Annotated in this window: 19 protein-coding genes; 15 read left to right on the forward strand and 4 right to left on the reverse strand. The window is 67.6% G+C overall.

What is annotated here, in order from left to right; genetic code table 11:
* The first annotated feature begins 92 nt into the window (after positions 1-92).
* Together NYP07_RS10575 and NYP07_RS10580 are read left to right on the forward strand one after the other, a co-directional pair.
* Entirely contained in the window at positions 93-641 is a 549-nt protein-coding gene (locus NYP07_RS10575; protein WP_268150126.1) for a carboxymuconolactone decarboxylase family protein, read from the forward strand.
* Positions 642-672: 31 nt separating this feature from the next.
* Positions 673-1,374 (forward strand): glutamine amidotransferase, encoded by a 702-nt coding sequence (locus tag NYP07_RS10580; RefSeq protein ID WP_268150128.1) that lies wholly within the window; start codon positions 673-675, stop codon positions 1,372-1,374.
* Here NYP07_RS10580 and NYP07_RS10585 read toward each other — a convergent pair.
* Together NYP07_RS10585 and NYP07_RS10590 are read right to left on the reverse strand one after the other, a co-directional pair.
* On the reverse strand, positions 1,354-2,097 hold the full coding sequence (locus tag NYP07_RS10585) for a LuxR C-terminal-related transcriptional regulator (protein WP_268150130.1): 744 nt from the start codon (positions 2,095-2,097) through the stop codon (positions 1,354-1,356). The genes NYP07_RS10580 and NYP07_RS10585 overlap by 21 nt on opposite strands.
* Before the next feature lie 100 nt (positions 2,098-2,197).
* Positions 2,198-3,175 (reverse strand): NADPH:quinone oxidoreductase family protein, encoded by a 978-nt coding sequence (locus NYP07_RS10590; RefSeq protein WP_268150132.1) that lies wholly within the window; start codon positions 3,173-3,175, stop codon positions 2,198-2,200.
* Between the two features lie 92 nt (positions 3,176-3,267).
* Between NYP07_RS10590 and surE the strand changes: the two genes are divergently transcribed.
* The 6 genes from surE (at position 3,268) to NYP07_RS10620 (ending at position 9,876) form a co-directional block, all read left to right on the forward strand.
* The gene (gene surE / locus NYP07_RS10595) at positions 3,268-4,011 is read left to right on the forward strand and encodes a 5'/3'-nucleotidase SurE (RefSeq protein ID WP_268150134.1); all 744 of its coding nucleotides are present in this window, start codon (positions 3,268-3,270) and stop codon (positions 4,009-4,011) included.
* Positions 4,012-4,824, forward strand: coding sequence for a protein-L-isoaspartate(D-aspartate) O-methyltransferase (locus tag NYP07_RS10600; protein ID WP_268150136.1), 813 nt, complete (start codon positions 4,012-4,014; stop codon positions 4,822-4,824).
* 62 nt (positions 4,825-4,886) lie between these two features.
* Positions 4,887-5,744 (forward strand): peptidoglycan DD-metalloendopeptidase family protein, encoded by an 858-nt coding sequence (locus NYP07_RS10605; protein WP_268150138.1) that lies wholly within the window; start codon positions 4,887-4,889, stop codon positions 5,742-5,744.
* 44 nt (positions 5,745-5,788) lie between these two features.
* Positions 5,789-6,796 (forward strand): RNA polymerase sigma factor RpoS, encoded by a 1,008-nt coding sequence (rpoS, locus tag NYP07_RS10610; protein ID WP_268150140.1) that lies wholly within the window; start codon positions 5,789-5,791, stop codon positions 6,794-6,796.
* Between the two features lie 33 nt (positions 6,797-6,829).
* Positions 6,830-8,185, forward strand: coding sequence for a 23S rRNA (uracil(1939)-C(5))-methyltransferase RlmD (gene rlmD / locus NYP07_RS10615; RefSeq protein WP_268150142.1), 1,356 nt, complete (start codon positions 6,830-6,832; stop codon positions 8,183-8,185).
* Positions 8,186-8,547: 362 nt separating this feature from the next.
* Entirely contained in the window at positions 8,548-9,876 is a 1,329-nt protein-coding gene (locus NYP07_RS10620; RefSeq protein ID WP_268150144.1) for a hypothetical protein, read from the forward strand.
* 198 nt (positions 9,877-10,074) lie between these two features.
* On the opposite strand, the gene NYP07_RS10625 is transcribed toward NYP07_RS10620, so the two are convergent.
* Positions 10,075-10,767 carry a Bax inhibitor-1/YccA family protein gene (locus tag NYP07_RS10625; protein ID WP_268150146.1) on the reverse strand — a complete coding sequence of 231 codons (693 nt, stop codon included), beginning with the start codon at positions 10,765-10,767 and terminating at the stop codon, positions 10,075-10,077.
* A gap of 92 nt (positions 10,768-10,859) precedes the next feature.
* Between NYP07_RS10625 and NYP07_RS10630 the strand changes: the two genes are divergently transcribed.
* The 6 genes from NYP07_RS10630 to NYP07_RS10655 all read left to right on the forward strand — a co-directional run bounded on the left by NYP07_RS10630 (position 10,860) and on the right by NYP07_RS10655 (position 17,683).
* Entirely contained in the window at positions 10,860-11,261 is a 402-nt protein-coding gene (locus NYP07_RS10630; protein WP_268150148.1) for a GlcG/HbpS family heme-binding protein, read from the forward strand.
* Positions 11,262-11,438: 177 nt separating this feature from the next.
* Positions 11,439-12,599: a glutamine-hydrolyzing carbamoyl-phosphate synthase small subunit gene (gene carA / locus NYP07_RS10635; RefSeq protein WP_268150150.1), complete on the forward strand. Its 1,161-nt coding sequence runs from the start codon at positions 11,439-11,441 to the stop codon at positions 12,597-12,599.
* An 11-nt stretch (positions 12,600-12,610) separates the two neighbouring features.
* A complete protein-coding gene (gene leuE / locus NYP07_RS10640) occupies positions 12,611-13,249 on the forward strand; it encodes a leucine efflux protein LeuE (RefSeq protein WP_268150152.1) in 639 nt (212 codons plus the stop codon).
* Between the two features lie 15 nt (positions 13,250-13,264).
* Positions 13,265-16,540 (forward strand): carbamoyl-phosphate synthase large subunit, encoded by a 3,276-nt coding sequence (carB, locus tag NYP07_RS10645; protein WP_268150154.1) that lies wholly within the window; start codon positions 13,265-13,267, stop codon positions 16,538-16,540.
* Positions 16,541-16,763: 223 nt separating this feature from the next.
* Complete coding sequence (greA, locus tag NYP07_RS10650; protein ID WP_268150156.1) at positions 16,764-17,240, forward strand: transcription elongation factor GreA; 477 nt, start codon at positions 16,764-16,766, stop codon at positions 17,238-17,240.
* Positions 17,240-17,683: a DUF4149 domain-containing protein gene (locus NYP07_RS10655; protein WP_268150158.1), complete on the forward strand. Its 444-nt coding sequence runs from the start codon at positions 17,240-17,242 to the stop codon at positions 17,681-17,683. The genes greA and NYP07_RS10655 overlap by 1 nt, the downstream gene beginning before the upstream one ends.
* Here the strand turns inward: NYP07_RS10655 and NYP07_RS10660 are convergent.
* Positions 17,661-18,140: a YhbY family RNA-binding protein gene (locus NYP07_RS10660; protein WP_268150160.1), complete on the reverse strand. Its 480-nt coding sequence runs from the start codon at positions 18,138-18,140 to the stop codon at positions 17,661-17,663. The genes NYP07_RS10655 and NYP07_RS10660 overlap by 23 nt on opposite strands.
* 20 nt (positions 18,141-18,160) lie before the next feature.
* On the opposite strand from NYP07_RS10660, the gene NYP07_RS10665 reads away from it, so the two are divergent.
* Positions 18,161-18,835: an RlmE family RNA methyltransferase gene (locus NYP07_RS10665; protein WP_268150162.1), complete on the forward strand. Its 675-nt coding sequence runs from the start codon at positions 18,161-18,163 to the stop codon at positions 18,833-18,835.
* Positions 18,836-18,892: the final 57 nt, after the last annotated feature.

The following is an 18,892-nucleotide window of genomic DNA, read 5'->3' on the forward strand; positions in this document are numbered from 1 at the left end:
GAATGGGTATCTTGTGCGGACGAAATGATACCTATCGTGCCGGTTAGGCGGCCACAGTGGAGGCCTTCCCACTGCAACCGACAGGTGACCCCATGAACGCCCGCGTTTCCCTCGTTTCCGCCACCGACACCCCCGACGCCAGCCGTGCGCTGCTGGACGCCGTGCACGGCGCCTTCGGCGCCACGCCCAATATGTTCCGCGCCGTGGCCAACTCGCCGGCCGCGCTGCAGGCGATGTGGGGCTTCTTCGGCGCGCTGGGTGGCGGCAGTCTCCCGGCCAAGCTCGCGGAGCAGATCGCCGTCGCCGTGGCCGACCGCAACGGCTGCGAATACTGCCTGGCCGCCCACACGATGCTGGGCCGCAAGGCCGGCGCGTCGGCCGCCGAGATGAGCGCCGCCCAGGCCGGCGAGTCCGCCGATCCGGCGACGGCCGCGGTCCTGGGCTTTGCGCTGAAGCTCGTCGCGCAGCGCGGCCAGGTCGGCGACGCCGATGTCGCGGCCCTGCGCGCGGCGGGCTTCGGCGACGGCCAGATCGTCGAGATCCTGGCCCATGTCGCGCTGAACCTGTTCACCAACTATGTGAACGTCGCCTTCGCCGTGCCGGTGGATTTCCCCGCCGTGAAGCTGCGCTCGGCAGCCTGAGCCACGAGCTGGTGCGGCGATGATGCAGCCCATGAAAAAGACCGCGCTGGCGCTGCGCCACCTCGCCTTCGAAGACCTCGGCCTCATCGAGCCGCTGCTGTGTGGCCGCGGCTTCGACGTGCGCTATCACGAGGCCGGCGTCGACGACTTCCGGGCCGTCGACCTGGCCGAAGTGGATCTGCTCGTCGTGCTCGGCGGCCCGATCGGCGTCGAGGACGAGGCGCGCTTCCCCTGGCTGGCCGACGAGGTCGCGTTGGTCCGCCGCCGGCTGGATTCGCGCCGGCCGCTGCTCGGCATCTGCCTGGGCGCGCAGCTGATGGCGCGGGCGCTGGGCGCGCGGGTCCGGGCCATGGGCGTCAAGGAGATCGGCTTTGCTCCGCTGGCGCTGACCGCGGCAGGGCAGCGCACGGCGCTGGCCGAACTGGGAGGCCAGCCCATGCTGCACTGGCATGGCGACCAGTTCGAGCTGCCGGCCGGCATCGCCTCGCTCGCAGCCACGGCCGTCTGCCCCCACCAGGCCTTCGCGCCGCACGAGCGAGCCCTGGGCCTGCAATTCCATCCCGAGGTCGACCCGACCCGCTTCGAGCAATGGCTGGTCGGCCATATCGACGAACTGGAGCACGCGGGCATCGCGCCGGGCGAGCTGCGCACCGCGATGGCGCGCGAGGCTTCGGGATTGAAGGCCGCGCTCGCGCGGCTGATGGAACGCTGGTTAGACCAGGCCCTGCTTTGACGCCAGCACGGCCGCCTCGGCGCGGCTGGACACGTTGAGCTTCTTGTAGATGCTCTTGATGTGGTCGTTGACGGTGAACCACTTGATGCCCATCAGGTTCGCGATCTCCTTGATCGTGAAGCCCTTGCTCAGATAGGTCAGCACTTCGCTCTCGCGCGGCGTCAGGCGCTCCCATTCGGGCGGCGGGTCCAGTGCGACGCTGCGGCTGCTGCTGAAGGGCGCCTGCGAGGACGACAGCGAGCCGAAGCCGGAGTTCAGCGGCATGGAGCCGCTGTCGCCGGACGCGGGCCGGAAGTGCGACAGCAGGCGGCGCGCGATGGCCGGCGACAGCGGCGGCTGGCCGCGCACGATGCGCTGCAATTCCTCCACCAGCACCTCGAAGCGGTCTTCCTTCAGCAGATAGCCGTCGGCGCCGCACTGCAGCGCCGGGAAGAGGTGGTCGTCGTCGGAGTAGAGCGTCGTGACGATCTTGATGGCCGTGGAGCCGGCGAGTTCGGTCAGGAACTCCATGCCGTTGCCGTCCGGCAGCTCCAGGTCGACGAGGACGAGCTTGAAGCCGCCGTCGGGCGCGCTGCCGCCGGTCTTGGCCACCTGGCGGCGCGCGTTCTCGAGATCGCCGACCTCGGTGATCTCCATCGCATCGCTGAAGCTCTCTCGCACCACGCGGCACAGGAAGCTGCGGGCGACAGGGTTGTCTTCGATGATGAGGACTTTGACGGTCATGGCGCGGGTACGGCGGCTGTCGATTCGACCGCCGAATGTAGCGCACCAGCCCTGCGCAAACGCCGCGCGACCGCGGGGGGGCGCGCCCCCGTTTCAGGCTTCACGGATTGGTAAGAACCAACTTGCCGATGACCTCGCGGGCTGCCATGCGGGCGAAGGCCGCGGGCAGTTCCTCCATCGGCAGCACGCGGTCCAGCACGGGCTTGATCTTGCCGGCGGCATACCAGGCGGCCAGTTCGCCCAGCATGCTGGCGTTGCGGCCGGGTTCGCGCTTCGCGAACTCACCCCAGAACACGCCGACCAGGGACGCGCCCTTGAGCAGGGCCAGGTTCAGCGGCAGCGCCGGGATGGCGCCCTGGGCGAAGCCGACGACGAGGTAGCGGCCGCGCCAGGCGATGGAGCGGAAGGCGGCCTCGGCCAGATCGCCGCCAACCGGGTCGTAGATGACGTCGGGGCCCTTGCCCTCGGTCAGGGCTTTCAGCTCGTCGCGCAGGTTCTGGGTCGCGTAGTTGATGGTCGCGTCGGCGCCCAGGGCCTGGCAGGCCTGGCATTTGGCGTCGCTGCCGGCGGCGGCGATGACGCGCGCGCCGGCGGCCTTGGCGATCTGGATGGCCGCCGTGCCGACGCCGCCGGCCGCGCCGAGGATGAGCACGGTCTCGCCGGCCTGCAGCGCCGCGCGGTCCATCAGCGCGTGGTGGCTGGTGGCATAGGTGCAGATGAAGGCGGCGGCGTCTTCGTAGGCGAAGCCCTCGGGCAGGGGCATGGCCAGCTGGGCCGGGATGCAGACCTCGGTCGCGAAGCCGCCCAGGCCGCCGAAGGCCGCGACGCGCTGACCAACCGCAAAGCCCTTGACGCCTTCGCCCACCTCCGTGACGACGCCCGAGAACTCCGTGCCCGGCACGAAGGGCAGGGGCGGCTTCATCTGGTACTTGTTCTGCACGATGAGCAGGTCGGGGAAGTTCAGGCTCGCGGCGCGAATGGCCACGCGCAGCTGGCCGGCGGGCAGGGCCGGCGCCGGCAGTTGGCGCCATTGCAGCGCCTCGACGCCCACCGGGTTTTCGCAGAGCCAAGCCTTCATCGTCATCTCCTGTTTGCGTGGACCGCGCATGATAGGAATCAAGGGGCTTACACCCGGTCCCGCAGGTGACGCCCTCCCTACAATTGGCCGCCATGCGCATCCTGATTTCCAACGACGACGGCTACCTCGCGCCGGGCCTGGCGGCTCTCGTGAAAGCCTGTGAAGGCCTGGGCGAGATCGACGTCATCGCCCCCGAGCAGAACGCCAGCGGCACGTCCAACTCGCTGACGCTGAACCGCCCGCTCAATGTCCATCGCGCCGCCAACGGCTTCCGCTACGTCAGCGGCACGCCGTCCGACGGCGTTCACCTCGCGCTGAGCGGCCTGCTGGGCTACCGGCCCGACCTGGTGCTCTCGGGCATCAACAACGGCGCCAACATGGGCGACGACACGCTCTACTCCGGCACCGTCGCCGCGGCCACCGAGGGCTATCTGTTCGGCATCCCGTCCATCGCCTTCTCGCAGGCCGAGAAGGGCTGGGGCGAGCTGGAGGCGGCGGCCCGCACGGCGCGCAGCGTCGTCGAGCAGGTCATTGCCGGTGGCCTGGGCCAGGGCTTTCTGCTGAACGTCAACATCCCCAACCGGGCCGATGCCGACAAGCTGCCGCGCAAGATCACGCGGCTGGGCCGTCGCCACTCCGCCGAAGCCATCATCGAGCAGGTCAGCCCGCGCGGCGAGATCATCTACTGGATCGGCCCGGCCGGCGACGCCAGGGATGCCGGCGCGGGCACGGACTTCCACGCGACGGCCAACGGCCAGGTCTCGATCACGCCGCTGCAGGTGGACCTGACCGAGCATGCGTCCCTGGGCTCCTGGGCGCAGCGCCTGGGCCTCTGAATGTCCACACCCAAGCGCTTTCCGGCCAGCCTGAGGTCGGCCGCCACGCCGCAGCGCGAGCTGCTGATGCCGCAGCGCCATCTGCGCCAGGCCACGGCCGACGCGGCGCGGCTGGCCCGACCCAGCGGTACGGGCCTGGACAGCGGCGCCGTGCGCGAGCGCATGGTCAGCCGGCTGCGTGCCGAGGGCAGGTTCGACGAGCGCGTGCTGGCCGCGATGGCCGCCGTGCCGCGCCACGAGTTCGTCGACAGCGCGCTCGCGGCCCAGGCCTATGAAGACACGGCCCTGCCCATCGGCCACGGCCAGACCATCTCCAAGCCCTCCGTCGTCGGCCACATGCTGGGCCTGCTGTTTGCCGGTGCGGGCGCCCGGCAGCGCGGCTCGCTCGGCCGCGTGCTGGAGATCGGCACCGGCTGCGGCTACCAGGCTGCGGTCATCGCGCTGCTGGCCCGCCAGGTCACGTCCATCGAGCGCCTGCAGGGCCTGCACGACAAGGCCAAGGCCAATCTGCAGCGCATCGCGCTGCCCAGATCGCATCCGGTGCCGCGCCTGGTCTGGGGCGACGGGCGCATCGGCCACTCGGCCAGCGGCCCCTTCGACAGCATCGTCGCGGCGGCCGGCGGCGAGGACATCCCGCGGGCCTGGATGGACCAGTTGGCACCGGGCGGGCGCCTCGTCGCGCCGACGGCGGCGGGCGGCCGCGGCCAGGTGCTGGTCGTGCTCGATCACGTCGTCGAGGCCGGCGTCAGCCGCTGGGTCCGCAGCGAGCACGAGGCCGTGCTCTTCGTCCCCCTAAAATCCGGCGTTGTCTGACGGGGCCGTCGGCGTATCGCGCCACACAATCGGGTCGGCCTCCAACGTGCCGTAGCCACACGATGCCCTCAAGCCTGCGTTTCCTTCTCGCCCTCTCCACCTCGCTGCTGCTCAGCGCCTGCGGCACGTCGCTGCACCGCGCGCCCGTCGAGGACCGCAACCCGCAGCAGCCCAGGCCGGCCGCCGAGGCGGCGTCCTCCGCGGCCTCGGCGCCCGAGGCCAAGCTGCCGCCGGGCGCCGAAAACGCCGGCAAGCCCGGCTACTACACCGTCAAGCCCGGCGACGCGCTGATCCGCATCGCGCTGGACAACGGCCAGAGCTGGCGCGACGTGGCCAAGTGGAACAGCCTCGAGAACCCGAACCGCATCGAGGTCGGCCAGGTGCTGCGCGTCGTGCCGCCCGGCGTCGACGCCGCCGCCGTGACGGCCAGGCCCATCGCCTCGGCGCCCAAGGTCGAGGCCCGCCCGCTGGATGCCAAGCCGCCGGTGGCCGTGGCCAGCGTGCCTCCGGCCGCGGCTTCCGCGGCGCCTGCGGCACCGGCCGCGGAAGAGGACGGCCTCGCCTGGGGCTGGCCGGTCGCGCAGCCGGTCAGCGCCGGCTTCGACGAGCAGCGCAACAAGGGGCTGGACTTCTCCGGCAAGCCGGGCGACCCGGTGCTGGCCGTGGCCGACGGCCGCGTGGTTTACGCCGGTTCGGGCTTGCGCGGCTACGGCAACTTGGTCATCATCAAGCACAACAACACCTACCTGACGGCGTATGCCCACAACCGGGCAATGCTGGTCGAGCAGGACCAAGTCGTACGCAAGGGTCAGAGGATTGCCGAGATGGGTTCCACCGAGAGCGACACCGTCAAGCTGCACTTCGAAGTGCGCAAGCTCGGCAAGCCGGTCGATCCGGCCAGGCTGCTGCCGCCGCGCTGAGCGGGCGGTCAGCACACCCTCCGCACCGGGCCAGCGAACACGCCATGAAACGCGCTGCGCCCAAACTCAACGGTCATCATGACGGCGCCGAGCCCGGCGTCGTGCTGTCGGCGCTGAACGGCGCTGCCGATGCGGGCAGCGGCCCGGCCGAATCGCCCGAGGACGATGCCCAGGTGCTGCGCGGTGCCGGCGACGACGTCGAGGTCGGCAATGCCTTGCAGGCCTATCTGCGCGACATCCGGCGCACGCCGCTGCTGACGCCCCAGCAGGAGTTCGACACCGCCCAGGCCGCGCGTGCCGGCGACTTCCATGCTCGCCAGGCCATGATCGAGCACAACCTGAGGCTCGTCGTCAGCATCGCGAAGAACTACCTCGGCCGCGGCCTGCCGATGAGCGACCTCATCGAGGAGGGCAACCTCGGCCTGATGCACGCGATCAGCAAGTTCGAGCCCGAGCGGGGCTTCCGCTTCTCGACCTATTCGAGCTGGTGGATACGCCAGAGCATCGAGCGTGCGTTGATGCACCAGGCCCGCCTCGTGCGGCTGCCGGTGCATATCGTGCGCGAGCTCAACCAGGTGCTGAAGGCCCGCCGCGCGCTGGAGGCGCTGCAGAGCGCCCAGGGCGCCGAGAGTCGCGTGCGCGCCGAGGACGTGGCCCAGGCCCTGGGCCGGCCGGTCGACGAGGTGGCCGAGCTGCTGGCCTATGCCGAGCTGCCGAGTTCCCTCGATTCGCCGGTGGACCGCAGCGGCGAGGGCGGCGAATCCATGCTCGACCTGGTCGCCGACGACCAGGCCATCGACCCGATGGGCCTGCGCCTGTCGCATGAGGTCGAGGAGCTGCTGCGGCACGGCCTCGCCAGTCTGAACGATCGCGAGCGAGAGGTGCTGTCGGGGCGCTATGGCCTGTCCGACCGCGAGCCCGAGACGCTGGACGTGCTGGCCATCCGCCTCAAGCTCACGCGCGAGCGCATCCGCCAGATCCAGATCGAGGCGCTGGCCAAGCTGAAGCGCAACATGATGCGCCACGGGGTGGACCGGGACTCGATCTTCTGAGGCTGGAAAGCGGTGTCGGGATAATCCGGCTCCATGAATCAGATGACGGATTGGCTCAAGGTCGAAAGCATCGAACTTGAGGCGCAGGGCGTGGCGCACAACGCCGAGGGCAAGGTGGTCTTCATCGACGGCGCCTTGCCCGGCGAAGTGGTGAAGGCGCAGATCTCGCGCCGCAAGAACAACTGGGAGCAGGGCCAGCTCATCGAGGTCCGCAAGGAAAGCCCGCTGCGCGTCGCGCCGGGCTGCCCGCATTTCGGCCTGCATGCCGGCGCCTGCGGCGGCTGCAAGATGCAGCATCTGCATGCCGGGGCCCAGGTGGCGGTCAAGCAGCGGGTCGTCGAGGACCAGCTCTGGCATCTGGGCAAGGTCAGGCCCGAGGTGCTGCTGCGGCCCATCGAGGGGCCGACCTGGGGCTACCGCTATCGCGCTCGCTTCTCGGTGCGCTATGTGGCCAAGAAGGGCGTCGTGCTGATCGGCTTCCACGAGCGCAAGAGCCGCTACGTGGCCGACATGCAGGTCTGCAAGGTCGTGCCCAAGGTCGTCAGCGACCTGCTGATGCCGCTGCGCGAGCTGATCGCCGGCATGGCCGAGCGCGACCGCCTGCCGCAGATCGAGCTGGCCATGGGCGACGAGGTCATCGCGCTGGTGCTGCGCCACCTGAACCCGTTGCCGGATGGCGACGTCGCGATGCTGCGCGAGTTCGCCGCCAGGCATGGTGTGCAGTGGTGGCTGCAGCCCAAGGGGCCGGACACGGTGCGCCTGCTGGACGAGGGCGGCCCGCAGTTGGCCTACCGCCTGCCCGAGTTCGGCGTGACCATGCCCTTCAAGCCGACCGACTTCACGCAGGTGAACCCGCACATCAACGCGGCGCTGGTGGGCCGCGCGCTGCGCCTGCTGGCCGTGCAGCGCGGCGACCGCGTCATCGACTGGTTCTGCGGCCTGGGCAATTTCACGCTGCCGCTGGCGACGCAGGCGCGCGAGGTGCTGGGCATCGAGGGCAGCGAGACGCTGGTGCAGCGCTCGCGCGAGAACGCGGCGGCCAACGGGCTGGCGCACAAGACGGGCTTCGTCGCGCGCAACCTGTTCGAGATGACGCCCGCGCTGTTGGCGGCCGATGGCATTGCCGACCGCTGGCTGATCGACCCGCCGCGCGAAGGCGCGTTCGCCCTGGCCAAGGCCGTGGCCGACATCGCCCAGGAGCCGTCGCTGGCGCCGGGCTGGACGCCGCCCAAGCGCATCGTCTACGTCAGCTGCAACCCGGCGACGCTGGCTCGCGACGCGGGCCTGCTCGTCAACGTGGCCGGCTATCGCTGCACGGCGGCCAGCGCGGTCAACATGTTCCCGCACACGGCCCACGTCGAGAGCGTTGCGGTCTTTGACCTTGTATGAAAAAGGGCCCCTCGGGGCTAGGGATTTGATTAATGTGTTGATGCCGAGCAGTAAGGTATCCGCGGTGAACTTCCAACCCACTTCGACCCGTCGGACGCTGCCTGTCGAGCCTATCGACGCGGCGGGGCGCGAGTTGCGCAATCGCATGCTCGACGAGATGGCCATATGTTTCCTGAACAGCGGGCCAAGGAACTGGCGGCTACGGAAGCCGCAATGGCGAAGCTTGGCAAGCAGTGGGTGAAAGTTCGATAACCCCGGCCGCTTCCCTTCGAAGGCCTGACGCGATGCCATATCGCGTCAGGCACTGGCGCCGGTCAAAGGCGTCTAAACAAGGATTCGGCCGATAGCGTAGGGAGTTAGGGATGGGCGAAACACTCGGGACTTTGTTTGGGCTGGTACTGGCTGCAGGAGTAGCTGTCACCGGGCATTTTTTGGCGAAGGCGCTGCGCAGCCGGAACCCCGAGACCTTCGCGGGCGAACGCAATTGGCAGTCCTGGCAAAGCAAGGTGTATCTGGGGATTGGGGCCGTTGGATGGGTCGCCGTCGTGGCCCTTGGGCTCCATGGCGTCTTGAAGCTGTTCATGCCGGCCTGGGGAGACGCACGCCTGACCATTTCCATCTTGGGCGCACTCGCCACGCTACCCCTGGCAGAACACTTAGAAAAGCTGCCGCGTCTATGCAAGGACTATGCGGTTTTGTCGGGAACCGTTGCTTGGCTTGAAGAGAACCTGAGCCGAGGGCCAACACCGACCGACGCTGAGTTGGAGCGCATCCTGGAGCAATCTCGGGACACGTCAAAGCCTCTCGTGGAGCGACACGCACTGGTCTACAAGCATCAAATGATGCTTACGCTGAAGATTCGGGATGCTCGAGTGGAAGCTGCTGTCATTGCACGGCAGGAAAACGCTCGCGCGTTGGAAGCCGCCGATGCAGAACGCGCCCGTGCTGCGGTGTTGAAGGCGGAGCAAGAGGCTGCCAGGCAAGCTGCGCAGATTGAGAAACGTCAGCGTGCCGAGGCTCTCGTGGCACAGCGCGTTCAGCCGGAATCACTTATTGAGTCCGTTGACCAGGTCCAGCTGAGCGGTGCTGTAGGCCAGGACAAGGTCATGAGCTTATGGAACGAGTTCAAGGCGTCGATAGTTGGTGCCGTGCCGTCCGGCCCGGACAAGTCGCAGGCAGCCGCAGCGCAACTTCCCTCGCTGCTGACCAAGTTGGCAGGGGTGGCTCTACCCTCGACCGTGAACCCTTATATCGCTTACCAAGGCACGCCTCGGGATGGCTATTGCGACGCGGTAGCCGTGGAAGCATCTGGTGGGGTGCCGCTGTACCAGCGCTTGCAGTTTGAGCACTCCACCTCTGGGCTGGTGAATGCCTTGTTTTTTGCAGCCGTGCTGCCTCAGAAGTGGTCCTGGGGCCACGGCTGCTATGACCGTGACGCCGAACTTATTCTGAGCGCAGACCGCTTGGTCGCAGTGGTTCAGGACGCCGGCAAGAGGGAGCCGACCGATGATGCGACTTGGCCACCTGCGGGCCTTCGCATCAAGCGCCTTGATGACGGATTTGAGGTCGGCTGCTTGGCCAGCCGTCCCGGGCGCGGGCTCTACGACCTCTCAGTGCCCGTTCGCAACGGACATGCGGGCCCGCTTGAAGTCCGTAAGCTGTTCGTCTGGGGTCAGGGCGTCTTCTACTGAAGGCAACATGCGCGTGTTGTCTGGAGCCTAAAAAGCAAGACACGGCCTGGGAAGGCTGCTGGAAAAATCTCCAGAAGGAAAACGCCCTCTGGAACCAAAGTTCTCAGAGAGCGAATCAGGCGCCAGGGCCAAGGGCGTCAACACGTCAATCGAATCCCCAGCCCCTCGGGGCGCTCTGTCTTGCCGGCCATATCGGGCTTATTCGCGATCGCCGCCAAAAATCCCGAGCAACGACAGCAGGCTCTGGAACACGTTGTAGACATCCAGATAGATGGCCAGCGTGGCGCTGATGTAGTTGGTCTCGCCGCCGTCGACGACGCGCTTGATGTCGTAGAGCATGAAGGCCGAGAAGATGGCCAGGGACATCACCAGCATCGTCAGCATCAGTGTGGACGACTGCAGGAAGATGTTGGCAATGCCCGCGACCATCAGGATCACGGCGCCGACGACGAGGAATTTGCCCATCGAGGACAGGTCGCGCTTGATGACGGTGGCCAGGCTGGCCATCGTGAAGAAGACCGCCGCCGTGCCGCCGAAGGCCGTCATGACCAGCGACGTGCCGTTCTTGAAGCCCAGCACGAAGCCGATCAGGCGCGACAGCATCAGGCCCATGAAGAAGGTGAAGCCGAGCAGGGCGGCGACGCCGGCGGCGCTCTCCTTGGTGCGCTCGATGACGAACATCAGGCCGAAGGCTCCGACGAAGAAGACCAGGGCGCTCAGGCCCGGGCTCATCGTGCGGAACAGGCCGGTGGCGACGCCGATCCAGGCGCCCAGCACCGTGGGGACGAGGGACAGGGCCAGCAGCCAGTAGGTGTTGCGCAGCACGCGCTGACGGTCGGCAGCAAGGCCCACGTTGGCGTAGCCGTATGGGGTTTGCAGGCTGTCGTTCATGACGATCCTCCGAAGGACGAATGGGAAACCGGGCCGATTCTAGGCCGGCGCCAGGCGGCTACATTGGGGTCTGGATCCCTCAAATCAAGACCATGAAACAGCAAGCCCAACTCGAACTCGAAGACGTCAAACGCATCGCCGCTGCCGCCGAGGCGCATGCGCGCCAGCAGGGCTGGGCCGTCAGCATCGCCATCGTCGACGCCGGCGGCCATCTGCTGTGGCTGCAGCGCCTGGACGGCGCCGCGCCCATCTCGGCCCAGATCGCGCCGGCCAAGGCGCACACGGCCGCGCTCGGCCGCCGCGAGAGCAAGAGCTACGAGGACATGATCAACCAGGGCCGCGTGTCCTTCCTCAGCGCGCCCGGCCTGCAGGGGCTGCTGGAAGGCGGCGTGCCCATCCTCGTCGACGGCCAGTGCGTGGGCGCCATCGGCGTCAGCGGTGTCAAGTCCAGCGAGGACGTGGAGATCGGTCGCGCCGGCATCGCGGCACTTTGACGCGTCACGAAGCGGTCACGAAGTCTCCGTACTAACCCCAGTCGGCTATACTCGATGGGTTTACCTGAACCCATCTCGACCCCTGTCGCTATCCGGCGCAAACCCCTCAGTTTCTTGAGCTGATCCGTCCTCGGACGGGGTTGACGCCTGCCACGCGCGCCATTTGCGGAGACCCCTGTGCTGACCGACCTGCTCCATCCCCCTCAAGCAATCCTGGCTCTGGCGGATGGGACGGTGTTCCGAGGCCAGTCCATCGGCGCAACGGGCCAGACGGTCGGCGAAGTGGTGTTCAACACCGCGCTGACCGGCTACCAGGAAATCCTGACCGACCCGAGCTACTGCCGCCAGATCGTCACGCTGACCTATCCGCACATCGGCAGCTACGGCATCAGCGAGGAAGACGTCGAATCGTCCAAGGTCTTCGCGGCCGGCCTCGTCATCAAGGATCTGCCGATCCGTGCATCCAACTTCCGTTCCGGCAGGACGCTGGACGCCTATCTGCGCGAGCAGGGCACGGTGGCCATCGCCGGCCTGGACACGCGCCGCCTGACGCGCGTGCTGCGCACCCACGGCGCGCAGAACGGCTGCATCCTGGCGCTGCCCGCGGGCGAGGCGCTGACGCAGGCCCACATCGATGCTGCGCTTGCCGCCGCCAAGGCCGCGCCGTCCATGGCTGGCCTGGACCTGGCCAAGGTCGTCAGCCGCAGCGAGCGTGAGGTCTGGACCGAGACCGAATGGAAGCTGGGCAGCGGCTTCGGCACGCAGGCGGCGCCTAAGTTCCACGTCGTCGCCTACGACTTCGGCGTGAAGAGCAACATCCTGCGCATGCTGGCCTCGCGTGGCTGCAAGGTCACCATCGTGCCCGCGCAGACGCCCGCCAGCGCCGTGTTCGACCTGGAGCCGGACGGCGTCTTCCTGTCCAACGGCCCTGGCGACCCGGAACCCTGCGACTACGCGATCAAGGCCACGGCCCAACTGATCGAGTCCGGCATTCCCGTGTTCGGCATCTGCCTGGGCCACCAGATCCTGGCGCTGGCTAGCGGAGCGAAGACCTTCAAGATGAAGTTCGGCCACCACGGTGCCAACCATCCGGTCAAGGACCTGGACAGCGGCCGCGTCGGCATCACCAGCCAGAACCACGGCTTCGCGGTCGACCCCGACACGCTGCCCGCCCATCTGCGCGCGACCCATGTGAGCCTGTTCGACGGCACGCTGCAGGGCATCGCCCGCACCGACAAGCCGGCCTTCAGCTTCCAGGGCCACCCGGAAGCCAGCCCCGGCCCGCACGACATCGCCTATCTGTTCGACCGTTTCGTTTCGATGATGAGCAAGGCCTGAAGGAGGCACTCATGTTCGGCATCACCGACCTCGGCACCTTCGTCGCGGCAGCCATCTTCATCATCCTGCTGCCCGGCCCCAATTCGCTGTACGTGCTGTCCGTCGCGGCGCAGCGTGGCGTGCGCGCCGGCTACACGGCGGCCTGCGGCGTGTTCGTCGGCGACACGGTGCTGATGACGGCGGCGGCCGCCGGTGGTGCGTCGCTGCTGATGGCCAGCCCGCAGATCTTCTTCGTCGTGAAGATGGTGGGCGCGGTCTACCTCGGTTGGATCGGCATCCAGCTGCTGCGCGGTGCGCTGGGCGCCTGGCGCGGCGATGTCAAGTCCGAAGCGCCCCGCGCCGTGGATGCGAACCAGCCCTTCCGCAAGGCCCTGGTCGTCAGCCTGCTGAACCCCAAGGCCATCGCCTTCCTGTTGTCCTTCTTCATCCAGTTCGTCGACCCGGCCTATCCGCGTCCGGCGCTGACCTTCCTGATCCTGGGTTCCATCATCCAGGGCTTTAGCTTCCTCTACCTCTCGACGCTGATCTTTGCCGGTGCCCGCCTCGCGGCGGCCTTCCGTGCGCGGCGTCGACTGTCTGGCGCGGCCAACGCCAGCGTCGGTGCACTTTTCGTTGGGTTCGGGGCCAAGCTGGCCACGGCCACGCTCTAAGCAGACTCGCAAGCCATGCCAAAACGTACAGACCTCAAGAGCATCCTCATCATCGGCGCCGGCCCGATCATCATCGGTCAGGCCTGCGAGTTCGACTACTCCGGCGCCCAGGCCTGCAAGGCGCTGCGCGAGGAGGGCTACAAGGTCGTCCTGGTCAACAGCAACCCGGCGACCATCATGACGGACCCGGACACGGCGGACGTCACCTACATCGAGCCCATCACCTGGCAGGTGGTGGAGAAGATCATCGCCAAGGAGCGCCCGGACGCGGTGCTGCCGACCATGGGCGGCCAGACCGCGCTGAACTGCGCGCTGGACCTGCACAAGCATGGCGTGCTGGCCAGGTACGGCGTCGAGATGATCGGCGCCAACGAGGTCGCCATCGAGAAGGCCGAGGACCGCCTGAAGTTCAAGGACGCGATGACCAAGATCGGCCTGGACTCGGCCAAGTCCGGCATCGCGCACACGCTGGAAGAGGCCTGGACCGTGCAGAAGCGCATCCACGCCGAGATCGGCGGCGCCGGCTTCCCGATGGTCATCCGCCCCAGCTTCACGCTCGGCGGCACCGGCGGCGGCATCGCCTACAACCCGGAAGAGTTCGAGACCATCTGCAAGCGCGGCCTCGACCTCTCGCCCACCAACGAGCTGCTCATCGAAGAGAGCCTGATCGGCTGGAAGGAATACGAGATGGAAGTCGTCCGCGACAAGGCGGACAACTGCATCATCGTCTGCTCCATCGAGAACCTTGACCCGATGGGCATCCATACGGGTGACTCCATCACCGTGGCACCGAGCCAGACGCTGTCGGACAAGGAATACCAGCTGCTGCGCAACGCGTCGCTCGCGGTGCTGCGCGAGATCGGCGTGGACACCGGCGGCTCCAACGTGCAGTTCTCGATCAACCCGGCCAACGGCCGCATGATCGTCATCGAGATGAACCCGCGCGTGTCGCGCTCGTCCGCGCTGGCGTCCAAGGCCACGGGCTTTCCCATCGCCAAGGTCGCGGCCAAGCTGGCCGTCGGCTACACGCTGGACGAGCTGAAGAACGACATCACCGGCGGCGCCACGCCGGCGAGCTTCGAGCCCAGCATCGACTACGTCGTCACCAAGATCCCGCGCTTCGCCTTCGAAAAGTTCCCGATGGCCGACTCGCGCCTGACGACGCAGATGAAGTCCGTCGGCGAGGTGATGGCCATGGGCCGCACCTTCCAGGAGAGCTTCCAGAAGGCGCTGCGCGGCCTGGAGACCGGTATCGACGGCCTGACCGAGCGCTCGACCGACCGCGAGGAGATCGTGCAGGAGATCGGCGAGGCCGGCCCGGAGCGCATCCTGTTCCTGGCCGACGCCTTCCGCATCGGCATGACGCTGGACGAGATCCATGACGAGACCGCCGTGGACCCGTGGTTCCTCGCGCAGATCGAGCAGTTGATCCAGATCGAAGCCGACCTGAAGGGCCGCGCGATTGAATCGATCACCGAGGCCGAGCTGCGCCTGCTGAAGACCAAGGGCTTCTCGGACAAGCGCCTGGCCAAGCTGCTGGGCACCCACCAGCACGCCGTGCGCGAGCGCCGCCATGCGCTGAACGTGCGCCCGGTCTACAAGCGCGTGGACACCTGCGCGGCCGAGTTCTCGACGCAGACCGCGTACATGTACTCGACCTACGAAGGCGAGGGCGCCGAGTGCGAGGCCGCGCCGACGGACAAGAAGAAGATCATGGTGCTGGGCGGCGGCCCGAACCGCATCGGCCAGGGCATCGAGTTCGACTACTGCTGCGTGCATGCCGCCCTCGCGATGCGCGAGGACGGGTTTGAAACGCTGATGGTCAACTGCAACCCCGAGACCGTCTCGACCGACTACGACACCAGCGACCGCCTCTATTTCGAGCCCGTCACGCTGGAAGACGTGCTCGAGATCGTCGACAAGGAAAAGCCGGCCGGCGTCATCGTGCAGTACGGCGGCCAGACGCCGCTCAAGCTCGCGCTCGACCTGGAGCGCGCCGGCGTGCCCATCATCGGCACGACGCCCGACAGCATCGACATCGCCGAGGACCGCGAGCGCTTCCAGAAGCTGTTGCACGAGCTGGGCCTGAAGCAGCCGCCCAACCGCACGGCGCGCACCGAGGAGCAGGCCGTCACGCTGGCCAACGAGATCGGCTACCCGCTGGTCGTTCGCCCGAGCTATGTGCTGGGTGGCCGCGCGATGGAGATCGTGCACGGCGACAAGGATCTCGAGCGCTATATGCGCGAGGCCGTGCGCGTGTCCGAGAAGTCGCCCGTGCTGCTGGACCACTTCCTGCAGGATGCCGTCGAGGTCGACGTGGACTGCATCAGTGACGGCGTCGACACGATGATCGGCGGCATCATGGAGCACATCGAGGCGGCCGGCATCCACTCCGGCGACTCGGCCTGCTCGCTGCCGCCCTACACGCTGGCCGCCGACGTGCAGGACGAACTGCGCCGCCAGACGGCCGCGATGGCCAAGGCGCTGAAGGTCGTCGGCCTGATGAATGTGCAGTTCGCCATCCAGGGCGATGTGACCCAGGGTCTGGCGCACTGCACGATCTATGTGCTGGAGGTGAACCCGCGCGCCTCGCGCACGGTGCCTTACGTCTCCAAGGCCACCGGCCAGCAGCTCGCCAAGATCGCCGCCCGCTGCATGGCCGGCGTGAAGCTCAAGGACCAGCGTGACCGCAACGGCCGCGTGCCGCGCGAGGTCGTGCCGCCCTATTACAGCGTCAAGGAAGCCGTCTTCCCGTTCAACAAGTTCCCGGGCGTGGACCCCATCCTCAGCCCCGAGATGCGTTCGACCGGCGAGGTGATGGGCGCGGCGAAGACCTTCGGCGAAGCGATGCTGAAGAGCCAGATCGGCGCCGGCTCGCGCCTGCCGCGCCAGGGCAATGTGCTAATCACGGTCAAGAACAACGACAAGGACCGCGCGGTCGCCATCGCCAAGGACCTGCATGCGCTGGGCTTCGGCATCGTCGCGACCAGGGGCACGGCCGCCGCCATCGGCGAGGCCGGCGTGCCGGTCAAGCTGATCAACAAGATCAAGGACGGCCGCCCGCACATCGTCGATGCGCTCAAGGGCGGCGACATCCAGCTCGTCTTCACGACGGTGGACGAGACCCGCACAGCCATCGCCGACAGCCGCTACATTCGCCAGGCGGCCCTGGCCAACCGCGTGACCTACTACACGACGATGGCCGGCTGCGAAGCCGCCGTCGAAGGCATGAAGCACCAGGACGGCCTGCTCGTGCAATCCCTGCAGGAACTGCACGCCGAGCTGGTGTAACGGCCCACCCCGTACCGGCTGCGCCGCCCCCCTCAAGGGGGCACTGCCAGTGGCCCGGCAAAGCCGGTTCCACGGCAGTCGCTTGGTAAGTCAGGGTTTCTGCGATCAGCTCGTTGTCATGATCGACGCCCCGGCTGCCTTAAAATGCCGACCATCGATTCCGCCGCCGCAGCCTGATGAACAGGCCGCAGCGGCGGAACTCTTTTTGCCATCGAGTTTTGACATGACGACCATTCCCCTGACCAAGCGCGGCGCCGAGTCGCTGAAGGCCGAGCTGCACCGCCTCAAGACCGTCGAGCGTCACGCCGTCGTCCAGGCGATCGCCGAGGCGCGCGCCCAGGGCGACCTGAGCGAAAACGCCGAGTACGACGCGGCCAAGGACAAGCAGGGCTTCATCGAAGGCCGCATCCTCGAGATCGAAGGCAAGCTGGCGGCGGCGCAGATCATCGACCCCGCGTCGCTGGACGCCGGCGGCCGCGTGGTCTTCGGCGCGACGGTGGACCTCGAGGACGAGGACAGCGGCAAGGCCGTGACCTACCAGATCACCGGCGACGACGAGGCCGACATCAAGCTGGGCCGCATCTCCGTCAGCTCGCCCATCGCCCGCGCGCTGATCGGCAAGGAAGCCGGCGACGTGGCCGAGGTGCAAGCCCCGGGCGGCGTGCGCCGCTACGAGATCGTTGAAGTGCGTTACGAGTGATGCTCGCTCGGCTCCAAGCCCTGCTGGCCGCCCTTTGGGGCGGCTTTTTGCTGTGTGTGGCCTTCGCTGCGGCGCCGAGCGCCTTCGCGGTGCTGGAGCGGGTTCAGGCAGGTGCCTTTGTCGCGCGCGTGTTCGCGGTCGAGGCGCAGGTCAGCCTCGCGCTGGGCCTGGTGTTGATGATGATAGAGCGCCGCATCGCGCGGGATGCGGTCGAGGCGGGCGGCGCCAGTGAGCAGTTCTCGGCTCGCCTGCTGCTGCCTGCCGTGGCGCTGTTCTGCACCGTCGCCGGCTACTACGGCCTGCAGCCCATGATGGCGGATGCGAAGGCCGGCCACGGCATCGCGTCATTCGCGGCGCTGCACGGCGTGTCGCTGGGCTTCTTTGGTGTCAAGGGCCTGGCCGTGCTGGCCCTGGCCTGGATCAGTCCGCGAAGGTCTTCTTGACGCTGGTGGTCTTGCTGCGCTTCTTGATGCGCTTGATCTCTCCGCCCTGGGTCACGCGCTCATTGCCCATGACCTTGACCTTGTTGATCTGCGGGCGGCCGTTGCCGCTCTTGGAGAACTTGACGATCTTGACGACGCGCGGGCCGGGCATGACGCCCTCACGTTCGGCCTTGGGCTTCTCGGGGATAGGGCGCCACAGCACCAGCAACTTGCCGATGTGCTGGATGGGCGCGGCGTTCAACTCGTCGCAGAGCTGCACGAACATCGCCTCGCGCGCCTCACGGTCGTCGCCCTGAACCCGCACCTTGATCAGGCCATGGGCGTTCAGCGCGGCGTCGGTTTCCTTGACGACGGCAGGCGTCAGGCCCTCGCCACCGACCATCACGACGGGGTCGAGATGGTGGGCATCGGCGCGCTTTTCCCGGCGCTGGGTGGGGGTCAGGTTGATTTGAGGCATCCCCGTATTATCCCGTAGGCATGAAAACTCAAACCAAAAGCAAGAAGCTCAACAAGGCGTGGCTCAATAACCATGTCAGCGACCCCTATGTGCAGCAGGCCCAGAAGGACGGCTACCGGTCCCGCGCGGCCTACAAACTCAAGGAGATCGACGAGGAGCTCAAGCTGATCCGCCCGGGCCAGGTGGTGGTGGACCTGGGCGCCACGCCCGGCGCCTGGAGCCAGTACCTGCGCCGCAGGTTCGCGCCCAAGGAGGCGGGGCAGGGCGGGGCGGCCGTGGGCCAGCTCAACGGCACCATCATCGCGCTGGACCTGCTGGACTTCGAGCCCATCGAGGGCGTGCAGTTCATCCAGGGCGATTTTCAGGAAGACGCGGTGCTCGCCCAGCTGGAGGCGGCGCTGGCCGGCCGGCCGGTTGACGTCGTCGTGTCGGACATGGCGCCCAACTTGTCGGGCATTGCGTCCACCGATGCCGCCCGCATCTCCAACCTCATCGAGCTGGCCGTGGACTTCGCCAGCCGGCATCTCAAGCCCGAGGGCGCGCTGGTGGCCAAGGTCTTCCACGGCAGCGGCTACAACGAGCTGGTGCTGCTGTTCAGGGCGCAGTTCAAGACCGTCAAGGTGGTCAAGCCCAAGGCCTCGCGGGAGCGTTCCTCCGAGACATTCTTGGTCGGTATCGGCCTGAAACCCCGCTGAGCCCAGGGCTGGCCCCCTTGCGTCGCCTAAAATCGCCCCCACTGTCCTGAAACCCGC

This window comes from Pelomonas aquatica (assembly GCF_026712205.1).
Lineage (GTDB): Bacteria > Pseudomonadota > Gammaproteobacteria > Burkholderiales > Burkholderiaceae_C > Pelomonas > Pelomonas aquatica.

Bases quoted from the DNA above. Each gene is read 5' to 3' on its own strand.
- NYP07_RS10575 (WP_268150126.1), top strand. From the start codon at position 93: ATGAACGCCCGCGTTTCCCTCGTTTCCGCCACCGACACCCCCGACGCC.
- NYP07_RS10580 (WP_268150128.1), top strand. From the start codon at position 673: ATGAAAAAGACCGCGCTGGCGCTGCGCCACCTCGCCTTCGAAGACCTC.
- NYP07_RS10585 (WP_268150130.1), bottom strand. From the start codon at position 2,097: ATGACCGTCAAAGTCCTCATCATCGAAGACAACCCTGTCGCCCGCAGC.
- NYP07_RS10590 (WP_268150132.1), bottom strand. From the start codon at position 3,175: ATGAAGGCTTGGCTCTGCGAAAACCCGGTGGGCGTCGAGGCGCTGCAA.
- surE (WP_268150134.1), top strand. From the start codon at position 3,268: ATGCGCATCCTGATTTCCAACGACGACGGCTACCTCGCGCCGGGCCTG.
- NYP07_RS10600 (WP_268150136.1), top strand. From the start codon at position 4,012: ATGTCCACACCCAAGCGCTTTCCGGCCAGCCTGAGGTCGGCCGCCACG.
- NYP07_RS10605 (WP_268150138.1), top strand. From the start codon at position 4,887: ATGCCCTCAAGCCTGCGTTTCCTTCTCGCCCTCTCCACCTCGCTGCTG.
- rpoS (WP_268150140.1), top strand. From the start codon at position 5,789: ATGAAACGCGCTGCGCCCAAACTCAACGGTCATCATGACGGCGCCGAG.
- rlmD (WP_268150142.1), top strand. From the start codon at position 6,830: ATGAATCAGATGACGGATTGGCTCAAGGTCGAAAGCATCGAACTTGAG.
- NYP07_RS10620 (WP_268150144.1), top strand. From the start codon at position 8,548: ATGGGCGAAACACTCGGGACTTTGTTTGGGCTGGTACTGGCTGCAGGA.
- NYP07_RS10625 (WP_268150146.1), bottom strand. From the start codon at position 10,767: ATGAACGACAGCCTGCAAACCCCATACGGCTACGCCAACGTGGGCCTT.
- NYP07_RS10630 (WP_268150148.1), top strand. From the start codon at position 10,860: ATGAAACAGCAAGCCCAACTCGAACTCGAAGACGTCAAACGCATCGCC.
- leuE (WP_268150152.1), top strand. From the start codon at position 12,611: ATGTTCGGCATCACCGACCTCGGCACCTTCGTCGCGGCAGCCATCTTC.
- carB (WP_268150154.1), top strand. From the start codon at position 13,265: ATGCCAAAACGTACAGACCTCAAGAGCATCCTCATCATCGGCGCCGGC.
- greA (WP_268150156.1), top strand. From the start codon at position 16,764: ATGACGACCATTCCCCTGACCAAGCGCGGCGCCGAGTCGCTGAAGGCC.
- NYP07_RS10655 (WP_268150158.1), top strand. From the start codon at position 17,240: ATGCTCGCTCGGCTCCAAGCCCTGCTGGCCGCCCTTTGGGGCGGCTTT.
- NYP07_RS10660 (WP_268150160.1), bottom strand. From the start codon at position 18,140: ATGCCTCAAATCAACCTGACCCCCACCCAGCGCCGGGAAAAGCGCGCC.
- NYP07_RS10665 (WP_268150162.1), top strand. From the start codon at position 18,161: ATGAAAACTCAAACCAAAAGCAAGAAGCTCAACAAGGCGTGGCTCAAT.